Source organism: Bacillus mesophilum, assembly GCF_008923265.1.
GTDB lineage: Bacteria > Bacillota > Bacilli > Bacillales > Cytobacillaceae > Cytobacillus > Cytobacillus mesophilum.
Genome location: NZ_WBOT01000002.1, coordinates 397,094 through 417,871 on the forward strand (window position 1 = coordinate 397,094; position 20,778 = coordinate 417,871).

The following is a 20,778-nucleotide window of genomic DNA, read 5'->3' on the forward strand; positions in this document are numbered from 1 at the left end:
ATGTCGGTACTAGCCGTGAATAGCCTTGCCTTCAACAGCAAGAGCAGCTTCCCCGATTGCTTCTGATAAAGTTGGATGAGGATGAATCGTATGTGCAACCTCCCATGGTGTTGCATCTAATACCATTGCAAGTCCAGCTTCAGAAATCATATCTGTCACATGCGGCCCAATCATATGCACGCCTAAAAGATCGTTTGTTTCTTCATCAGCAATGATTTTGACAAAGCCATCTGATTCACCATATACGAGCGCTTTACCAATCGCACGGAAAGAGAACTTGCCAGTTTTGACTTTGTATCCCTTTTCCTTCGCTTCATCTTCTGTATAGCCCACACTTGCCGCTTCCGGTGAACTATAAATACATTTAGAAATCAAACGGTAATCCAGCGGTGAAGGATTATTTCCGGCAATATGTTCAACTGCTGTAATGCCTTCATGTGAAGCAACATGTGCAAGCTGCAAGCCGCCGATAACATCTCCAATCGCATAAATATGTGATTCTTTTGTTTGATAATATTCGTTAACAAGAATAGCGCCTTTTTCAACCTGGATATCGGTATTTTCAATGCCAATTCCCTCAGTGTTTGCCTGTCTGCCGACAGAAACCAGCAGTTTTTCAGCCGAAAATTGTTTCTGTTCGCCCTTTACTTCAGCAGAGATGGTTACTTGATCACCTTGTGATAGTGTTTCAGGCAATACTTTTGCATTTGTTACGATTTTAACGCCTTTTTTCTTCATCAGACGCTGCATTTCTTTTGAAATCTCTTTATCTTCTGTCGGAATAATGCGGTCTGCATACTCAATGACCGTCACTTCAGCACCAAAATCCGATAACATCGATGCCCACTCTATCCCGATTACACCGCCGCCAACGATGATAATAGAAGAAGGAATTTCCTCCAGCTTAAGCGCCTCATCAGATGTCATAACATTTCCGCCAATTTCTAATCCTGGCAATGTGCGAGGGCGGGAACCTGTTGCGACAATCACGTTCTTAGGAATCAGCATTTCATTTTCTTCGCCATTGTTCATCTCTACGGAAATGGTCCCAGGCATGGGTGAGAAGATCGATGGTCCCAGTATACGGCCAAGACCCTCATACACATCAATTTTCCCTTGCTTCATTAAATGCTGAACCCCTTTATGTAGAGTCTCAACGATTTTCCCTTTACGCTCTTGTACTTTGCCGAAATCTACTGTTACATCACTTGTCATAACGCCATATTCATCGCTGCGCTTTGCCGTTGCATATACTTCAGCACTTCTTAACAAAGCCTTGCTCGGAATACATCCATTATGCAGACATGTGCCGCCAAGCTTTCCTTTTTCAACTAACGCTGTCTTTAAACCAAGCTGAGATGCGCGGATCGCTGCTACATAACCGCCTGTACCTCCGCCAAGAATGACAAGATCATATTCTTGTGCCATGTTCGTTCCTCCTATTTTACAGCCGTTCTGCTTGATATTGTACCAGGATAATCTTTCGCTCTCTCTTCACCGCGCAATACCCGCAATGCTCCTTCTGCCAGAGCCTGCAGTTCGTTTTCTCCCGGTTTAACAATCACGTCTGCAATCCAGCTGATGCGATTGCTTATTTCTTTCACAAAATCCTTGCCGTAAGCTAAGCCGCCTGTAATAATGATGGCGTCAACCTTGCCGCTGAGCACCGCACCGGCAGATCCAATTTCTTTCGCCACCTGATAAGCCATGGCATTATATACAAGCTTAGCCTTTTCATCGCCATTTTTAATCATTTCTTCAACTTTAATGGCATCATTTGTACCTAAATAACCCACAAGTCCGCCTTGTCCTACTAACATTTTCATAACTTCCTCGCGGTAATAGCTTCCGGAATAGCATAAAGAGATAAGATCACCAGCCGGCACCGTTCCGGCACGTTCAGGGCTAAATGGACCATCTCCATGCAGTCCGTTATTTACATCAATTACCTTGCCGTTTTTATGTGCTCCAACCGTTATCCCGCCGCCCATATGTGTCACAATTAAATTTAACTGCTCATAAGGCTTCCCAAGCTCTTTCGCCACTCTTCGTGCAACTGCTTTTTGGTTCAGAGCATGAAAAATACTTGTTCTTTCAATCAGAGAAAAACCTGAAATTTTTGCGATTGGTTCTAATTCATCCACTACAACCGGATCAACGATAAATGATGGAATATTCAAACCTGAAGCAATTTCAAATGCTAAAATTCCGCCAAGGTTTGAGGCATGCTGTCCCGCAAATCCTGCACGCAGGTCTTTTAACATTTCGTCGTTAACAGAATATGTTCCGCCCTCAATTGGACGCAATAATCCACCGCGCCCGCATACTGCGCTAAGCTTGGAAATATTCATTCCTTCGCTGTCTAAGGATTCTAATATGGCATTTTTGCGAAATTCATATTGATCTATAATCTGTTCAAACGAACTGATCTGTTCTGTATCATGCCGAATGGTTTTTTCAAAAATAGATTGATCATTATCGAAAACGCCAATTTTCGTTGATGTAGATCCCGGATTAATGACGAGGATTCGATTTATATGCTCCTGCACGGTTAAACCTCCAGTGAATTCGCGGCAATAAATCCGCATTTATTTATTCAAAAGACAAAGACGCTGAAATTCAGTTCAGCGCTTTGTATTTTCTTCTTGAAGCAAGCCCTATTAGCGACGGCTTAAGATATTGTGGCCATTTTGCAGAAATTGACTGCGGGAATTGCGCATTCTTTCAATTCTTTCTTCAGCCATGCGATCTGCAGCTTTATACGTTGGAATGCCATCACGTTTAGAAATTTCCATTACCTTAGCGATCGTGTCATAAAGACCTTCTACTTTTTTCATGGCACGCTCAGCGTTGTAGCCATAAAGCTCATCTGCAACGTTGATAACTCCGCCAGCATTAATAACATAATCTGGAGCATAAACGATGCCCATTTCGTGAATCATGTCACCATGGCGTTCTTCTTTCAGTTGGTTATTGGCAGAACCAGCAATCACTTTCGCTTTCAGCTGTGGAATCGTTTCATCGTTGATTGTTGCACCGAGTGCACAAGGTGCATAAATATCACAGTCGACACCATAGATTTCATCTGGCTCAACCGCTTTAGCACCAAAATCATCTACTGCTCGCTGAACTGCTTCTTTATTAATATCTGTTACGATTAATTGTGCCCCTTCTTCATGCAGATGCTTGCATAAATGATAAGCAACGTTTCCAACGCCTTGTACAGCTACAACTTTTCCTTCTAATGAGTCTGTTCCAAATGCTTCTTTGGCGGCCGCCTTCATGCCTACATAACAGCCATATGCCGTTACAGGAGAAGGATTTCCTGAAGAACCGAAAGCTGGAGAAATACCTGTTACATAATCTGTTTCTTCATGAATTAAATCCATATCTGCAACTGTTGTTCCAACATCTTCTGCCGTAATATAGCGGCCATTCAGTCCTTGAATGTAGCGGCCAAAGGCACGGAACATTTCTTCATTCTTGTCTTTGCGCGGGTCTCCAATAATAACTGTTTTTCCTCCGCCAAGGTTTAATCCAGCTGCAGCGTTTTTATAAGTCATTCCTTTTGCAAGACGCAATGCATCTTCAATTGCATCTTCTTCGGATGCATATGTCCACATCCGCGTTCCGCCAAGTGCTGGACCAAGTGTTGTATCATGTATAGCAATAATAGCTTTTAATCCTGATTGCTTATCCTGACAAAAAACGACTTGTTCATAATCATATTTTTCTAGATATTTGAAAATTTCCATTTGTAAAATCCTCCCCAGGAAGTTTTATTAAGTATTTAAGAACAAAAAATTGTGTATCAACCTTATGTTCAGCAAAGCATTTTAAATTTTATTTTTGTACAGAGCAAATGGCAAGAGCTAATGAATAGAGCTTGCTTTCAGCTGAATCTGCTCTTGAAGTCAGAACAATTGGAGCTTTTGCTCCTGCGATGATGGCGCCAACCTTGGCCTGCGCAAAATAAATAAGTGATTTATAAAGAGTATTCCCAACTTCAATGGTCGGTACAAGCAAAATATCAGCCTGACCAGCTACACCACTTTGAATGCCCTTTTGTTCGGCTGCCTGCAGTGAAACAGCATTATCGAGTGCAAGCGGACCATCAATCAGACAATTTTTTATTTGTCCGCGCTGATTCATTTGCGTTAATGCTGCAGCATCAAGTGTTGCTTGCATAGCAGGGTTGACAACTTCAACTGCTGCAATGGCTGCCACTTTAGGCAATTCAATTCCAATACTTCTAGCAATACTTACAGCATTATTTGTGATCTGCACCTTCTGATTTAGATCTGGAGCAAGATTCATCGCAGCATCTGTAACAATTTTTAAAGATTGAAACCCTGGCACTTCAAAGAGTGCTACATGGGAAAGAACACTACCTGTTCTAAGACCAAACTCCTTGTTTAATACAGACTTTAAAATAACTGCTGTACTGACATGACCCTTCATAAGCACATCTGCATCTTTTTGGCTTACTGCCCTTACAGCAAGATCTGATGCTATAGAAGGTGTATCAGCATGAATGATCTTCACCTTGTCATTCGTAATCAGCCTGTCGTCTATTTGACTGAGAATATTTGCGATCTTAACTTGATTACCAAAAAGCAAAAAATGAGCAAGGTTCCTTTCAAGCGCACCTGCAACAGCCTGCAATACTTCGTGGTCCTCTGCAGCAGCAACAGCTACAGTTTTCCCTTCAATTTGGGCTGCCTTTGTTAAAAGCACATCCAATTTCAATTGCTTCAACCCCTAACATGAAAATAAGTATCAGTTTTTGTTGTGCATATCTTATGAGAAAAAACGAGAGGTTGTTATCACCATTTAAATAATATGCAAGAAGCGTGCCAACTTAAAAATCAGTGAAAACGCTTTATATCCACTTAAATTCCATGAAGTTTTTTGCACGGTACGCAAATTATTGCATGCTATTATTTGCAAGATTATACTTTTCCATCTTGTAATACAGATTACGGACTGACAGACCAAGCATTTTGGCGGCAAGTGTTTTATTGCCATTGGCCTTCAAAAGGGTTAGCCTGATTTGTTTGGCTTCAAAGTCCTCTACAAGCTGTGATAAGGTCAATTTTTGATCAATTGATTCATGATATACTTCCTTGCCCTGTGATTTAGAAAAGCTGACCAGCACGGGGATATGGGAAGCATCAATTTCGGTTTCATGATAACCCATGAAAATAATGGCTCTGCCCAGGATATTATCTAGCTCCCGCACATTTCCTGGCCAATCATAAGCCATAAGTTTAGCAACGGCTCCCTCTGTCAATCCTTCAACATTGCGGCCATATTCCTGATTGATCTTTTGCAGCAAATGTTCACATAATTGCGGAATATCCTCTTTTCTCTTTCTTAAAGAAGGAATATGAATAGGCATTCTGTTTAACCGATAATAGAGGTCCTCACGAAAGGCTCCATTAGCAATGGCTTTTTCCAGATTAACGTTTGTTGCGGCTATGATCCGAACATTAATCTGAATAGGCTTTGTACTTCCTACTCGAGTAATTTCACCCTCTTGCAGTACTCTCAATAGTTTGGCTTGGGTATTGGCTGTTAACTCGCCAATTTCATCCAGAAAGATACTGCCTTTATCTGCTTCTTCAAAAAGGCCTCGCTTTCCGCCTCTTTTTGCACCGGAAAATGCTCCTTCTTCATACCCAAATAGTTCACTTTCCAGCAGTGACTCAGATATTGCCGCGCAATTTACACGTACAAATTTGTTATATTTCCGATCACTTGCGTTATGTATGGCATGTGCAAATAACTCTTTTCCTGTTCCTGATTCTCCCCTGAGCAGAACAGTAGCCGGAGTCTTCGCCCCTAGCTTTGCCTGTTCAATCGCTATTGTCATTTCCTCTGAGCTCCCAATAATATCCTGAAACGAATACTTGGCTTCCAGAGTACGAATCAGCTGTCTTGCTCTTGAAAGCTCTCTATTAAGATTCTGCATTTCAGATACATCATGAAGGACACCGACACTTCCCTTTAGAACTCCATCAACAATAACTGGAGCCACGTTCACAACTACTTCTTTTTCCTTCGGTCCAACCCGCATCGCAACTCCTCTAACTGCTCTTCTAGTTTGGAGAACTTTCATATGAACACTTTCTCCTTCAGATATGTCGGCAGTTGCAGGTTTGCCAATGATCTCTGTTTCTGACAGTCCCGTTATTCGGGAATAGGCAGGATTAATCATCATCCCTTTTCCATTCTCATCAACAACAGATATGGCTTCATCGCTAGATTGAATAATCGCCTGGAGCATTGTCTTTATTTCTTTTAGATCCGTTATTTCTTCAGCCAGACTAACCATCTCGGTAATATCTTTAAAAATAGCAATGGCACCAATTAATTCTTGTTCATCTCCAATAATCGGAATTCTGGTTGTGATAATTTTCTGCCCATTATTAAGTGTAAATTCCTGATTTACTTCTGCTTTTCTAGTTTTCAGTATGTATGGCAATCGACTTTCTTTAATCACATCCGTTATTTTCTTGCCAATAACGGTGTCTTGCTTAACTTCAGTCATAGTGGCTGCACTTTTATTAAAGAGAATGATTTCTTCGTCTCTATTGATGACAATCATCCCATTATCGGTTGAGTTGAAGATTAAATCAAATTTATGTGTTTGATTTTTCAGCCTTGTAATTAAACTTTCTTTTTCTTCCAAAAGCTGCGAAATGAGAAAAGCTACCGTACCAGGGATCAATACTGTATTCCTGCTGCGGGCATCACGCAAATCAGTGAACACCTTTTCATCCCCAGTCACTTCTACAATAATGTCAATATCCTGATGAATATATGCTTTCCAATCTGTACCCGTAGAAATATTTTCGCTTTTTGCCAGCAGAATACCCGGTGCATCATGATTCTTATCAATCACTGCGACGACTTGAAGGACACTGAGTGATTTAATCAATTTCAATATGGCTGTTCCGCCTTTACCGGCCCCTACAATCAATACCTTTTGCATAAATGCACGATCCTCCAGCTTGAAATTTTTTTCAAGATGCTGCGCAAATCTTTTCACAGTATATTGTATCCTTTTAGCAGGCACTTGACAAATGACAGCATTGATTTATCATTTTTACTATATAGAAAAATTCTAGATGATAATTGAGGGAATATCGATATGATCCGAATAATTGCACTTATCGTACTGCTCATACCTGGCGCGTTAGCTGCCTATGGAATCAAACTGATGCGGGATATGGTTTTTGGAATCCTGCAAGCTCCATTTCCGTATTTATGGATGCAGTTTATTGCCGGTCTCATCCTTTTTATACTAGGTCTTGGGTTTGTGGCAGGTTTTATCCTGCATCGTGACCGCAAAAAAAATAAAGTTCAAACCCGCTTTCAAAGACCTAGCGGAAGGGAGCGCAATTCATGAGACCACTGCAAATCAGTCCGAGTACTGCCTTAAAGCTGGCAGAAAGGCTAAATCTGCCGCTCGAACAAATTATGCATATGCCTCAGCATATCTTAATTCAAAAGCTGGCAGAATTAAACAAAGAAGCCTCTGAACAAATCGATCCGAAAGAGTAAGATAAAGTTTCTTCTGCTTACTTTCACTCAAAGGATATAAAAAGCATCATGCTTCCATCAGAAGATGGAGCATGATGCTTTTTTAGTACATATAAAAATATAAAGACAATTTTTGTGTATGATTAATTCTTACCCTCTCATGAAGCTTTATGCTCCAGGCGCAGCTTATCAGCGACCATCGCAATAAATTCTGAATTCGTTGGTTTCGCTTTTGACATTGACACTGTATAGCCAAATAAGGAAGAAATAGAATCGATGTTACCGCGGCTCCATGCAACTTCAATCGCGTGTCTGATCGCACGTTCCACTCGTGAAGCCGTTGTGTTGTATTTCTTTGCAATATCAGGATAAAGAACTTTCGTAATTGATCCAAGCAGTTCAATATCATTGTAAACCATGGAAATGGCTTCACGTAGATATAAGTATCCTTTAATATGAGCAGGGACACCAATTTCGTGGATGATACTTGTAATGCTTGCATCAAGATTTTTTGGCTTTGCTTCTGTCTGGTGTGAAGAACGGAGTACTGATGACGATGAAGGCTTTCTCATCACAGGGCTTGTTTTTCCGCTGACCTGACGGATATGACTCGCAAGATAATCCATGTCAAAAGGCTTTAATATAAAGTAAGATGCTCCAAGATCAACTGCTTTCTTTGTTACATCCTCTTGGCCGAAAGCTGTCAGCATAATGACATTGGGAAGCGGCTTATTCAGCTCACGCATTTTTTCAAGAACTGCTAATCCGTCTAAATGAGGCATAATGATGTCAAGAACAAGAACATCAATTTCTGTATCTTCAATGATATTTAGACAATCTTGGCCATTATGGGCTACTCCTACCACTTCCATATCTTCCTGAGATGACATATACTCCTCTAATAAAGCGACAAGCTCGCGGTTGTCGTCAACTACGCACACTTTAATATTCTTCACTACTTGTTTCCTCCTCGATCCATTTGTGGTCTCTTTTCTTACACTTTATAAATATTGTGATTAGCAGCGCAGAAGCAAAACTGGGAAGTAGCTAATTTATTTTCGTATAAAGTGCAGTTAAACCTGCACCACTGTTTGAGCAGTAAGCAAAAAGCAGACGGCAAGTTTTTTTATTTATATATTTTATTCTAAAGTACAATTTCGACAATGCAACATAAAATCCTCTAGTTTTTTTAATATTTCTTAAAAAACCTATAAAATCTTTTATTTCCTTCTATTTTCTCTTATTTTCGACCTTATTCGCTATTTAATTCAAAACGATTAACACTTTGTCGAAAAATCTTTATTTAATCATAGCATAGGTGGAATAAATTGAATAGATGCCTGCTGATATAACCTCAAATCAAATACCCCATTCTCCTTTGCGGTTCCATGTTCTCACTGAAGTCCACACGTCCACCTAACAGCATATTCCCTAAAAGCAACAAATTTAATAAATGAAATAATAAAAATAACGGGGATTATTCCCCGTTATTTTTATGAAGCCTTTTCTTCAGGCTGTTCGTATATGTTAATGCCTGCTTCATTTAACATCCACTCAATGTGAACACCATACCCGCTTGTTGGGTCATTAACGAATACGTGTGTGACCGCTCCGATTACTTTATCATTTTGGATAATGGGACTTCCGCTCATTCCTTGAACAATTCCGCCTGTCTTATTTAAGAGTTCGTCATCAACAACCTTAATGACCATACCCTTTGTAGCTGGAAATTTCTGCGGAATGGTGCTAACGATCTCAATATCAAAAAGTTTCACTTCATCATTTTCAACAACCGTCAGAATTTTAGCAGGTCCTTCTTTTACTTGGTGTGATAAAGCAATTGGCATCGGCTTATCCATAATGCCATTTTTAATGCCGCGATTCAGTTCACCAAAGATGCCAAATGGACTATTTCTGACAATGTTACCAATTACTTCTTTATCTGAGGAAAATCTGGCCAGCTTTTCACCAGGATTTCCATTGCTTCCTTTTTCAATGGATGTGACCGTTGATCGAACAATCTGGCCATCATCAACTACAATTGGCTTTTTCGTATCCATATCTGATATGACATGGCCAAGTGCGCCATATTTTTTTGATTGAGGATGAAAGAATGTCATTGTTCCAATTCCTGCTGCTGAATCTCTTATATAAAGGCCCAGCTTATACAATTCTTCATTTTCTTCTTTAAGAGGAGTTAATTGTGTTTTTACCTTACCATCTTCTCTGGTTACAATGATCTGCAAAGGGTTGCCCGACTTACCGGCTTCTTGAACAAATGGAGCTACATCAGCCATTTTTTCAATCGTTTTGCCATTAATTTCAGTGATAATATCTCCAACCTTAATTCCTGCGAGTTCGCCTGGAGAAGTTTTGCCATTGCTTGTGTTAACTTGGTGATGTCCGACAACTAATACGCCTACCGTATTGAGTTTGACACCGATGGATTGGCCGCCAGGTATTACTTTAAAATCCTTTAAGACGTTAACATCAACTTTTTTAACCGGAAAGCCTGCAAGTTCAAGCAGCATTTCATTTTTGCCGTTTTCCAGCCCATTTATAGCGATTGAATCAGTACTCTGCTCAATGGAGACACTATTCTTTGGCTGTGCCAATGTTCCGGATACAGGTCTTGCTTTTGAAAATTCCAATTGATCTCCTTCAAACATGGTGATGCTTTTTGGAATTTGAATATACTCCTGAAAGGGTTTAGAGAAACCAATTGCAATTAATGAAACAAGGAGAATTCCACCAACTATTTTTCGCAAAACATCATATGACAATTTAATTCACTCTCCTCGCTTCTAGTCCAACACGAAATGGCTACATCTATAATTTTGCCTGCTTCACTTGCATTTATAACCTCCAAGCCGATAAAAAAAGCTACCCACCTTTGGATAGCTTTTCATGGTATTTTAATTTGACGGGCCAGCTTCAGTAATTCCTTGGCATGTTCCTTCGTTAAATCCGTAATTTCAACACCTGAAATCATTCTTCCAATTTCTTTTACCTTCTCTTCATCAGTTAAAGGCTTTACCGTTGTTTTGGTTCGTCCATTTTTTGTATTTTTCGCAATAAAGAGATGTGTATCTGCCATCGCCGCCACTTGTGGAAGATGGGATATGCAGAGCACCTGTGAGCCAATTGCAACATGATGGATCTTTTCTGCAATCGATTGAGCGACCCTTCCGCTTACACCGGTATCCACCTCATCAAAAATGATCGAAGTAACGCCCTGATGTTTGGAGAAGATGCTTTTTAATGCCAGCATAATCCGCGAAAGTTCTCCGCCTGAAGCAATTTTCGAAAGCGGCTTTAAAGGCTCGCCAGGATTTGTTGATATATAAAATTCAGCTTCATCTATGCCATTTTTATAAAATCGGTCTTCTTCACTTGAAAAAACAACCTCAAATACAGTCTTTTCCATATATAACTCTTTTAATTCCTTATGAATTAATTTTGTTAGCTGGACAGCTGCATTTTTTCGCAGTTTACTTAGTTCTTCCGCTTCCACTAAGAGGTCTTTTTTAAGCATGGCAGCTTGTTTTTCGAGCTGATCAATATGTGTTTCTTTATTGAGGAGCGTTTCAATTTCTTCTTCAATTTTAGAGGCATATTCTAAAATATCAAGGACACTTTTGCCATATTTCCTCTTTAGTTGATGAATTTCATTTAATCTTTCCTCAATTTCATTGAGCCGTCCCGGATCAAATTCCAGATAATCCAATTCATTGCGAATGGTTCTGACCGCATCTTCCATTTGATAAAAACTGCTTGAAACAGATTCTGCTAACTCTTTGTATTTCGGCTCCAGTTCAGCAGCAGTCTCCAAATTGCTGACAGCAAGACTCAGCCAGTCAATTCCTCTTTGTTCTCCCTGCAGTGCATTGTAGCCAGTCTGCATGGCGTCGTAAATGCTTTCAAAATTGGTCAGTTTCCTTTTCTCTTCAAGCAATTCTTCATCTTCATTTAATTTTAAATTCGCTGATTGAATTTCTTCTAATTGAAATTGAATTAAATCCAGGCGATGGGCCATCTGCTGCTCATTTTCATTCAGACTTTTTAGTCTTTTATTTGTTTCCTCATATGAGTGGTAGATGTCCTCATATTCATGAATGGCTGCTCGGATTTTTTCTCCGCCAAATTGATCCAGCAAGTTCAAATGCAAGGATTCGTCCATAAGCTCCTGATGCTCATGCTGTCCATGTATATCAATTAATGCACTTCCGAATTCTCTTAATGTGGAAATCGTCACAAGCTTACCGTTTACACGGCACACACTTTTGCCGGATTTAGATATATCACGGCGCAAAACAACCATGCCATCGTCAATGTCAATCCCAAATTCGGCTGCTTTTTTGTAGCTGGGATGATTTTTGTCATCGAGGAGAAAGAGTCCTTCAATTTCGGCTTTATCTTCCCCGTGTCTGACAAATTCACTCGAACCCCTGCCTCCAACCAGCAAGTGAATAGCATCAATTATGATTGATTTACCTGCTCCTGTTTCTCCAGATAAAACGGTTAATCCTTTTTCAAACGAAATTTCCAAGCCTTCAATAATAGCAAAATTTCTTATACAAAGCTCATTTAACATGTAACCTCACCCCAAATTACAGCATATCTAAAAAGCGATTCGAAATCGCTTCTGTGTCTTCAGGAGTTCTACAAATAATTAAACACGTATCATCTCCACAAATGGTGCCGAGAATTTCATCCCAGTCTAGATTATCAATTAAGGCACCGATCGCCATGGCATTTCCCGGTAATGTTTTCATGACCAGAAGGTGTCCTGCCATATCAATTCGTACAAAAGCATCCATTAGGTTTCTTTTGAGTTTTTGCAGCGGATTAAAGCGCTGATCAGCCGGCAGACTGTACTTGTATCGTCCATCTAGCAATGGCACTTTCACAAGATGCAGTTCTTTAATATCTCTTGAAACAGTTGCCTGTGTTACGTTATACCCTGCATTCTTTAATTCATCCACTAAATCATCCTGTGTTTCAATATCATTCATGGTAATGATTTCCCGTATTTTTATATGGCGCTGTCCTTTATTCATGAAACTACCACCTCAATATTCTTGAAATTTTTCTATATATAAACTGTATTGTGTACAAGTAAAGATCATTGCCTTTATTACATATGTTAGCCGATTTTAGCAATATTGTACAATAATATTAAAGAACAAGAAGGGAAACTATTCAAGACTGCAAGATAAAAAAATGGCCGATTGGACAAACAGCAAGTTGAAAAAAGACTTAACTTCTCTTTGCTTTAACTCTAATTAGAAATTACAACTTGCAATATTTTTTAAAGCATGAAAAAGGATAAGCCCCTCAAGGCTTATCCTTCATCACTCTTCTTCTTAGATTTCAGTTCTTCATGTGCAGTTTTAACTACATCTTCTACATTCGTCATTAAGTCATTTTGACCAGCTTCTTTTTCACCTGACCAATACAAATGAAGCAGGAATTCAATGTTGCCATCTCCGCCCGTTATAGGCGAAAAGGATAATTCCTTAACATCATACCCAATATTTAAGGAGAACTGAATGATTTTTTCAACGACACTATTGTGTACTTTCGGATCCCGGACTATGCCTTTTTTGCCCACTTGATCACGGCCAGCCTCAAATTGCGGCTTTATAAGCGCGACAACGTCACTGCCCTGAACAAGGAGAGTTTTAAGAACAGGCAAAATGAGTTCCAAAGAAATAAATGAAACATCAATAGATGCAAAATTAGGCATTCCTTTTGGAAGGTCAGCAGGGGTCACATAACGGAAATTGGTTCTCTCCATCACATGTACCCGTTCATCCTGCCGCAGCTTCCATGCGAGCTGGTTATAACCGACATCCAAGGCATAAGACATGACCGCCCCATTTTGCAATGCACAATCTGTGAATCCGCCTGTTGAAGCACCAATATCCAAAAGAATTTTGTCTTTCACATCTAAATCAAACACTTGCAATGCTTTTTCAAGCTTTAATCCGCCGCGGCTGACATAAGGCATCGCTTTGCCTTTAATCATCAGCGGGATCTCTGAGTCCACTTTTTCCCCAGGTTTATCGAGCCGGGTTTCATTACTGAAAACAAGACCTGCCATTACTGATCGTTTGGCTTTTTCTCTTGTTTCCGCAAGACCTCTTTCCACAAGAAGTATATCTAAACGCTCTTTTTTATTTTTCATCCGTTAAGCCCTTTTTTGTTTTTTTCCGGCAAGCATCACTAATCTCTTCACTACTTCATCGGTAGTCATGCCAATTTCCTTTAAGAGTTCATTTACACTTCCATGCTCAATGAACTCATCCGGAATTCCAATACGGTCTATTTCAGCATGATGGAATCCTTGTTCATGTGCGTATTCAAGCACAGCACTTCCAAATCCGCCCTGCAGGACAGCTTCTTCTATAGTTAATATAGGCATATTGCTGCCCAATAGCTCGGACATCATTTTTTCATCAAGCGGCTTAATGAATCGTGCATTCACTACTTTAATCGAATAGCCTTGTTTCTCAAGAAGAACTGCAGCTTCCATCGCCATCGGAATGGTCGTTCCAAACGTTAGGATGGCTGCATCTTTTCCCTCCTTTAAAACTTCCCAAGAGCCAATTGGGATTTGCTTTAAGTTTTCGTCCATTGGTACTCCAATGCCGTTTCCACGGGGAAATCTCATTGCAATTGGCCCATCTTCATAGGTAAGAGCTGTATTAACCATATGCTGTCCTTCATTTTCATCTTTCGGCATCATCAATACCATATTTGGCAAATGACGCATGAAAGCTATATCAAATACACCTTGGTGTGTTTCACCATCAGCTCCAACCAAGCCGGCACGGTCAATGCCAATAAATACATTTAATTTCTGACGGCAAATATCGTGCAGCACTTGATCATAAGCACGCTGCAGGAATGTTGAGTATATCGCTAAAAATGGCTTCATTTTCTGCGTAGCCAGTCCAGCTGCTACAGTTGCAGCGTGCTGTTCTGCAATTCCTACATCAAACATTCTGTCCGGAAACTCACTGGCGAAACCTTCCAGCTTTGAACCGACAGGCATTGCAGGCGTAATCGCTACAATTCTTTCATCCTTGCGAGCAAGCTTCCTAACCGTTTCACTGACAAGCTTGCTCCATGCCGGAGGAGGATTTACAGGCTTTACAAAATCACCTGTCTCGATTTTATATGGACCTGTACCATGCCATGTTCCAACCGTATCACTTTCAGCCGGGTCATAGCCTTTCCCTTTTTTCGTAATTACATGCAAAAGGACTGGCCCTTCCGTTTTCTTGGCATATCTTAAGTTTTCAAACAGTTCTTCATAATTATGCCCGTCAATTGGACCTAAATAAGTAAAACCCATCTCTTCAAAAAACATGCCTGAAACGAACAAGTATTTTAAGCTATCCTTTAGCCTTTCAGCTGTGGAAGCTAATTTCCCGCCAACAGCAGGTACTTTTTTAAGGAGCATTTCAAGCTCATCTTTAACCCAATGATACTTGCCGGCTGTTCTCAGACGTCCAAGCACATTGTGAAGCGCTCCCACGTTTGGCGCAATGGACATTTCATTATCATTTAGGATTACAATCATATTCTTTTGTTCATGTCCAATATGATTTAATGCTTCCAGAGCCATTCCGCCTGTTAGCGCTCCATCACCAATGACAGGTATGATGTGTGAATCTTCCTTTTTCAGGTCACGTGCAATGACCATTCCCATTGCAGCAGAAAGTGAAGTTGAACTATGTCCTGTTTCCCAAACATCATGCTCACTTTCAACCATTTTCGGAAAACCGCACAATCCTTTATATTGTCTTAACGTATCAAATTGACCGGCACGCCCAGTAAGAATTTTATGAACATACGATTGATGTCCAACATCCCATAGAAATTTGTCCTTAGGGCTGTCAAAGCACTTGTGCAGGGCAATCGTTAATTCAACTACTCCCAGGTTGGGGCCAATATGCCCTCCTGTTACAGATAGCTTTTCAATAAGGAATGAACGAATATCTGCGCTTAACGCCTCGAGTTCCTTAATAGAAAGTTCTTTTAGGAATTTTGGGTCTTTAATGTCTAAAAGATCCATGTATGGATCACTCACTTTCATCATCTTATTCATACAGTATCCGGGCTACTGCTATTCACATTTTTCATTTTGTTGAATAAACAAGTTCCACAGAGTGTTTATATAGATTCAGTATCATTAGATTACATGATTTCGCTTCAATTTCCAAATAGAAACTTTTATACTAGTTGTCTCTTACAGCAATCAAGTCGGTAATGTCTTCGAGATAAGCTGTGTTTAGAGCTGTTTCTCTTAGATATTTTTTCGCTGCACTAATGTGTTCCTCTAGGGCATTTTTTGCTCCTTCCATTGATAAAAGAGAAGGATAAGTGCTTTTATGGTTATCTTCATCACTGCCAACGGGTTTCCCAATCATTTCTTCGGTGCCTTCGAGATCAAGAATATCATCCCTGATTTGGAAAGCCAGTCCTAAGTGATAGGAAAACGCTCTAAGCTTATCAATTAAACTGTCATCTGCTTCAGCAAGCAATGCGCCAGCAATTACACTATAAGCAAGCAGCTTCCCTGTTTTGTGTACATGAATATATTCAAGTTCTTCAAGATTTAATTGCTTTTCTTCCCCCTGCATATCGGCAACTTGTCCGCCAACCATGCCTTCTGCACCAGCAGCTTTAGCAAATTCAGCAATTAAAGCAAGCTTCGTGTCTGCAGTTGTCTGCGCAGATTGAATTGTAGAGATTAGCTGAAAGCTGTATGTTAATAAAGCATCACCGGCCAGAATAGCGGCCGCTTCTCCGAAAACTTTATGATTTGTTGGCTTACCTCTGCGCAAGTCATCATCATCCATACTTGGCAAATCATCATGAATAAGCGAATAAGTGTGTACCATCTCTATTGCTGAAGCTGTCTCAAGACCCATTTTAGGATCTTTATTAAAAGCAGCTAATGTGGCAAAAAGTAAAAGAGGACGGATTCTTTTTCCTCCAGCTTCTAAAGAGTAGATCATTGCATCCTTTAAAATTTGCGGTGTTTCCAGTGTTTGCATTTCTGCCCGAAGATTGCTCTCCAGCAATTCTTTATATTGATTAGAAAACTCCTTAAACGTTGCCCCCATAAAACTATTCCTCCTCAGCGATGGCAAATGGCTCTCTCTTCCCATCCTCGGTAATCATTTCTGCTATTTGAGCTTCTACATTTTTCAGCTTATCATGGCATAGCTTAGAAAGCTCCATGCCTTTTTTATAAATGTCTATGGCTTCCTCTAGAGGAACATCGCCTTCTTCAAGCTGTTCGACAATCTCCTCAAGCTGTTCCATTGCTTCTTCAAATGTTACCTTTTTATCAGCTGTCATATTGATTTCCCCTCCGTATCAACGACAGTACACTCTGCCGACCCATCCGAAAATTGAATTTTCACCTTGTCATTCACATTTACTGCCTTTACCGATTTTGCTAACTCGCCGTTTTCAGAATACACGAGACTATAGCCTCTATCCATAATTTTCAGCGGGCTCATCGCCTCTAAAGAGGATAGGATATGTTTAAAGTCCTTCTGCTTAGACTGCATAATCGATTGTATATTTCTCGTTAAGTATTTGTTTGATTTTTCATAGTGCTGTTTTGCTTCCTGCAGCAGTTCTTGCGGTCTGGCACGATCTAGCCTTTTAAGGAGGAGCTTTTGTTCTTCCTGTTTTATAAGAAACAGTTTTTCCGCCCCGCGTTTTAGCTGTTCAGCATATTTATCAACTTGCTCTATTTTTTGCTCGTACAATTTTTGAGGATTCCTGAAAGCATAGGATTTACGAATCCTTGTTAGTCTGATATTTTGCCGCGACATGCTTTCTCTCATCGTTCTAATAAGTCTTGATTGCCGATTCCATATTCTTTCAGCCAGCTCATCTATATGCGGAACAGCTAATTCTGCTGCACCTGTCGGTGTTGGAGCCCGAAGATCAGCAACAAAATCAGCAATGGTAAAGTCTGTCTCATGCCCCACTGCAGAGATAATCGGAAGCTCTGACTTATAGATTGCACGAGCCACAATCTCCTCATTAAAAGCCCATAGCTCTTCAATCGAACCGCCGCCTCTTCCAGCAATCAGCACATCAGCTTGCCCGTCTGCATTTGCCTGTTTGATACAGTTAACGATTGAGGGCGCAGCTTGATTTCCTTGAACCAAGGCAGGATACACAATGATTTTTGCAATTGGATAGCGCCTTCTTATTGTCGTTATAATATCCCTTACTGCCGCTCCTGTAGGTGAAGTAATGACTCCTACACATTCAGGGTACTTCGGAATATCCTGCTTCGTTTTTGGAGAAAATAGGCCTTCTGTTTCGAGCTTTTCTTTTAGCTGTTCATAAGCTAAATACAATTCTCCAATTCCGTCCGGCTGCATTTCTTTTATGTAAATTTGATATTGGCCGCTCTGCTCATAAACCGTCAGATCGCCCCTAATAAGAACTTTCATCCCATTTTCAGGCTGAAACTTCATATTTTGATTATAGCGGGAAAACATGACAGCTAGAATCCGTGCTTTTTCATCCTTTAGCGTAAAATACATGTGCCCGCTTGAGTGCTGTTTAAAATTTGAAATTTCACCTTTTACAAACACGTCTTGGAGATGAGGATCCTTGTCAAATTTTCTCTTAATATATCTTGTTAATGCAATGACAGTTAAATAACGCTCTGTACCCATCATACCCTCCTGCATAAGAAATGATCTCCTCACCTGGCACAAATTCAGCCCACAAAAGCAAATATTTGGAGTATCATTTTACATTATGGCTGACACCCCAAATATCAGAATACGTGTCACTGCATATCTGCTTTTACTTTTGATAAGACACCATTAATAAACTTAGGTGATTTGTCATCACCAAATAATTTAGCCACTTCAATGGCTTCATCAAGTACCACATTAACAGGAACCGCTTCTTCCGTATATTTGAATTCAAATATCGCTATTCTTAAAATGTTGCGATCAACAGTTGCCAGCCTTTCAATCGTCCATTTCTCAAGATGCTTCTGAATCATCTGATCAATTTCATCACGATACTTTGTAACTCCTTCAACAACCATCGTTAAATATTGATCATGAGGGGCTCCATCAAGTACATGTTCAATTGCTTCGTTTATATCTGTTTCGCTAACATCTATTTGAAATAATGCTTGTAAAGCTTTTTCCCTTGCTGTTCTTCTTTTCATTTATTATCATTAACCCCTTTTATTTCACATAATTTACGCGTCATCGAAAAAAACACATAACAAGATAATAGCATATGTCACCATTATGCGCACTTATGTACTTAATTTCTCCATGATTATGATTTTTAGCATATCGTTATTTGTTTAATAACATAATGAAAGCCAAAGACACAATTGGTCCTTGGCTTTCGGGAGCTTACATTTCCTGATCGTATTCCGGCTCTTGCTTTTGGTTTTCGAATAATACACCAACAACGTGAATATTTACTTCACTCGCTTCAAGTGCCGTCATATTCAGGAGGGCTTGCCGAATGTTATCTTGAATCTTTTGAGCGACATTTGGAATGGATATGCCAAACTTCATTAAACAATAAATATCCACCTTAATGCCAGCTTCAGTCAAATCTACTTTGACACCCTTGCCATGATTTTTCTTGCCCAGTCTTTCAACGACACCAGTTGCAAAGTTGCCACGCATTTGCGCAACTCCATCAACCTCTGCTGCTGCAATCCCGGCAATTACTTCAATCACCTCTGGTGCAATTTCTACTTTGCCTAAACCCGTATGCTCTTGATTCATTTCCAGCATTTGATTTTCACTCAATCTAAAGCACCTCCAATTATTCTTTACCACCCATTACATCATAAATGTCCAAAAATTTCGTATTAAAATTTCCTTCCACAAATTGTTCATGATTTAAAAGCTTTAAGTGGAATGGAATGGTTGTGTGAACACCTTCAATAATAAATTCACTCAGTGCTCTCTTCATTCGGGATATTGCCTCTTCTCTAGTATCGCCGTAAGTGATCACTTTTGCAATCATAGAGTCATAAAATGGCGGAATCACATAACCAGGGTAAGCAGCGGAATCTACACGAACACCTAAACCGCCTGGCGGAAGATACATGTCTATTTTTCCAGCTGAAGGCATAAAGTTCTTTTCCGGATTCTCTGCATTGATTCTGCATTCAATAGACCAGCCGGAATACGTGATATCCTCCTGATTAAATGCCAGCTTTTCCCCTGATGCCACTTTAATTTGTTCTTTAATTAAATCCACACCTGTTACCATCTCAGTTACGGGATGCTCCACTTGAATACGCGTATTCATCTCCATAAAATAGAATTTTCTATTTTTATAGTCATAAATAAACTCGATTGTTCCCGCTCCAGTATAATCAACTGCCTGTGCAGCTTTTACTGCAGCATTCCCCATCTCTTCACGGGTTTCACCATCTAATGCAGGTGAAGGCGTTTCTTCAAGCAGCTTTTGCAGCCTTCTCTGAATGCTGCAATCCCGTTCTCCTAAGTGAACAGTATTTCCATGTGAGTCAGCAAGCACCTGGATCTCCACATGACGGAAGTCCTCAATGTATTTCTCAATATAAACACCAGGATTACCGAAAGCTGTGAGTGCCTCCTGCTGGGTGATCGTAATTCCTTTAATAAGCTCCTGCTCATTTTTAGCGACACGAATCCCTTTTCCTCCGCCGCCGGCAGTTGCCTTAATGATCACTGGATATTCAATTTGATTAGCCAGGGCTTTCGCATCTTCTTCATCTTTAATGATCCCGTTTGATCCCGGGACAATAGGAACCCCAGCTTCTTTCATCGTTTCACGGGCAATATCCTTTGTGCCCATTTTTGAAATGGCTTCTGGTGTTGGTCCTACAAATATAATGTTGCACTCTCGGCAGAGTTCAGCAAAGTCGGCATTTTCTGCTAAAAATCCATAGCCCGGATGAATTGCGTCACAATCCGTCAGCTTAGCCACACTGATAATATTTGTAAAGTTTAAATAGCTGTCTTTAGACAGTGTCGGTCCAATACAGTACGCTTCATCTGCAAGCTGTACATGCAATGCATCCTTATCTGCCTCTGAATATACAGCAACAGACTCAATGCCCATTTCTCTGCAGGCGCGAATAATCCGAACCGCAATTTCTCCTCTATTGGCAATTAATAACTTTTTAATCATTGTATTCATCCTGTCAGC

At 40.2% G+C, this 20,778-nt stretch carries 18 protein-coding genes and 1 pseudogene; 2 read left to right on the forward strand and 17 right to left on the reverse strand.

The window, feature by feature from the left end; genetic code table 11:
- Window positions 1–9 precede the first annotated feature (9 nt).
- The 5 genes from lpdA to F7732_RS06875 form a co-directional block, all read right to left on the reverse strand.
- On the reverse strand, window positions 10–1,428 hold the full coding sequence (lpdA, locus tag F7732_RS06855) for a dihydrolipoyl dehydrogenase (RefSeq protein ID WP_151573186.1): 1,419 nt from the start codon (window positions 1,426–1,428) through the stop codon (window positions 10–12).
- A gap of 11 nt (window positions 1,429–1,439) precedes the next feature.
- On the reverse strand, window positions 1,440–2,588 hold the full coding sequence (buk, locus tag F7732_RS06860) for a butyrate kinase (protein ID WP_151573187.1): 1,149 nt from the start codon (window positions 2,586–2,588) through the stop codon (window positions 1,440–1,442).
- Window positions 2,589–2,660: 72 nt separating this feature from the next.
- A complete protein-coding gene (gene bcd / locus F7732_RS06865; RefSeq protein ID WP_151573188.1) occupies window positions 2,661–3,755 on the reverse strand; it encodes a branched-chain amino acid dehydrogenase in 1,095 nt (364 codons plus the stop codon).
- An 88-nt stretch (window positions 3,756–3,843) separates the two neighbouring features.
- A complete protein-coding gene (gene yqiS / locus F7732_RS06870; RefSeq protein WP_151573189.1) occupies window positions 3,844–4,749 on the reverse strand; it encodes a phosphate butyryltransferase in 906 nt (301 codons plus the stop codon).
- A 178-nt stretch (window positions 4,750–4,927) separates the two neighbouring features.
- Complete coding sequence (locus tag F7732_RS06875; protein WP_066451518.1) at window positions 4,928–6,997, reverse strand: sigma-54 interaction domain-containing protein; 2,070 nt, start codon at window positions 6,995–6,997, stop codon at window positions 4,928–4,930.
- 159 nt (window positions 6,998–7,156) lie between these two features.
- Here F7732_RS06875 and F7732_RS06880 point away from each other — a divergent pair, with 159 nt between their 5' ends.
- Both F7732_RS06880 and F7732_RS06885 read left to right on the forward strand, forming a co-directional pair.
- Complete coding sequence (locus F7732_RS06880) at window positions 7,157–7,414, forward strand: DUF2627 domain-containing protein (protein ID WP_066443801.1); 258 nt, start codon at window positions 7,157–7,159, stop codon at window positions 7,412–7,414.
- Entirely contained in the window at window positions 7,411–7,569 is a 159-nt protein-coding gene (locus F7732_RS06885; protein ID WP_066443799.1) for a YycC family protein, read from the forward strand. Before F7732_RS06880 ends, F7732_RS06885 begins: the two co-directional genes overlap by 4 nt.
- A gap of 137 nt (window positions 7,570–7,706) precedes the next feature.
- Here F7732_RS06885 and spo0A read toward each other — a convergent pair whose 3' ends face one another.
- The 12 genes and pseudogenes from spo0A to accC all read right to left on the reverse strand — a co-directional run bounded on the left by spo0A (window position 7,707) and on the right by accC (window position 20,760).
- Complete coding sequence (spo0A, locus tag F7732_RS06890; RefSeq protein ID WP_066443796.1) at window positions 7,707–8,504, reverse strand: sporulation transcription factor Spo0A; 798 nt, start codon at window positions 8,502–8,504, stop codon at window positions 7,707–7,709.
- A 537-nt stretch (window positions 8,505–9,041) separates the two neighbouring features.
- Window positions 9,042–10,331, reverse strand: coding sequence for a SpoIVB peptidase (gene spoIVB, locus F7732_RS06895; protein ID WP_151573190.1), 1,290 nt, complete (start codon window positions 10,329–10,331; stop codon window positions 9,042–9,044).
- Window positions 10,332–10,453: 122 nt separating this feature from the next.
- Window positions 10,454–12,142, reverse strand: coding sequence for a DNA repair protein RecN (recN, locus tag F7732_RS06900; protein ID WP_151573191.1), 1,689 nt, complete (start codon window positions 12,140–12,142; stop codon window positions 10,454–10,456).
- Window positions 12,143–12,158: 16 nt separating this feature from the next.
- Window positions 12,159–12,608: a transcriptional regulator AhrC/ArgR gene (gene ahrC / locus F7732_RS06905; protein WP_066443788.1), complete on the reverse strand. Its 450-nt coding sequence runs from the start codon at window positions 12,606–12,608 to the stop codon at window positions 12,159–12,161.
- A 284-nt stretch (window positions 12,609–12,892) separates the two neighbouring features.
- The gene (locus F7732_RS06910; protein WP_151573192.1) at window positions 12,893–13,738 is read right to left on the reverse strand and encodes a TlyA family RNA methyltransferase; all 846 of its coding nucleotides are present in this window, start codon (window positions 13,736–13,738) and stop codon (window positions 12,893–12,895) included.
- Window positions 13,735–15,634: pseudogene (gene dxs, locus F7732_RS06915) on the reverse strand (1-deoxy-D-xylulose-5-phosphate synthase). Before dxs ends, F7732_RS06910 begins: the two are co-directional and overlap by 4 nt.
- A gap of 163 nt (window positions 15,635–15,797) precedes the next feature.
- On the reverse strand, window positions 15,798–16,688 hold the full coding sequence (locus tag F7732_RS06920; RefSeq protein ID WP_151573193.1) for a polyprenyl synthetase family protein: 891 nt from the start codon (window positions 16,686–16,688) through the stop codon (window positions 15,798–15,800).
- Between the two features lie 4 nt (window positions 16,689–16,692).
- Window positions 16,693–16,926 carry an exodeoxyribonuclease VII small subunit gene (locus F7732_RS06925; RefSeq protein ID WP_066443781.1) on the reverse strand — a complete coding sequence of 78 codons (234 nt, stop codon included), beginning with the start codon at window positions 16,924–16,926 and terminating at the stop codon, window positions 16,693–16,695.
- The gene (gene xseA, locus F7732_RS06930; protein ID WP_151573194.1) at window positions 16,923–18,272 is read right to left on the reverse strand and encodes an exodeoxyribonuclease VII large subunit; all 1,350 of its coding nucleotides are present in this window, start codon (window positions 18,270–18,272) and stop codon (window positions 16,923–16,925) included. The genes F7732_RS06925 and xseA overlap by 4 nt, the downstream gene beginning before the upstream one ends.
- 116 nt (window positions 18,273–18,388) lie before the next feature.
- Window positions 18,389–18,781 (reverse strand): transcription antitermination factor NusB, encoded by a 393-nt coding sequence (gene nusB, locus F7732_RS06935; RefSeq protein WP_151573195.1) that lies wholly within the window; start codon window positions 18,779–18,781, stop codon window positions 18,389–18,391.
- 196 nt (window positions 18,782–18,977) lie between these two features.
- The gene (locus tag F7732_RS06940) at window positions 18,978–19,385 is read right to left on the reverse strand and encodes an Asp23/Gls24 family envelope stress response protein (protein WP_151573196.1); all 408 of its coding nucleotides are present in this window, start codon (window positions 19,383–19,385) and stop codon (window positions 18,978–18,980) included.
- 16 nt (window positions 19,386–19,401) lie between these two features.
- Window positions 19,402–20,760, reverse strand: a complete 1,359-nt coding sequence (gene accC, locus F7732_RS06945) for an acetyl-CoA carboxylase biotin carboxylase subunit (protein ID WP_151573678.1) — start codon at window positions 20,758–20,760, stop codon at window positions 19,402–19,404.
- Window positions 20,761–20,778: the final 18 nt, after the last annotated feature.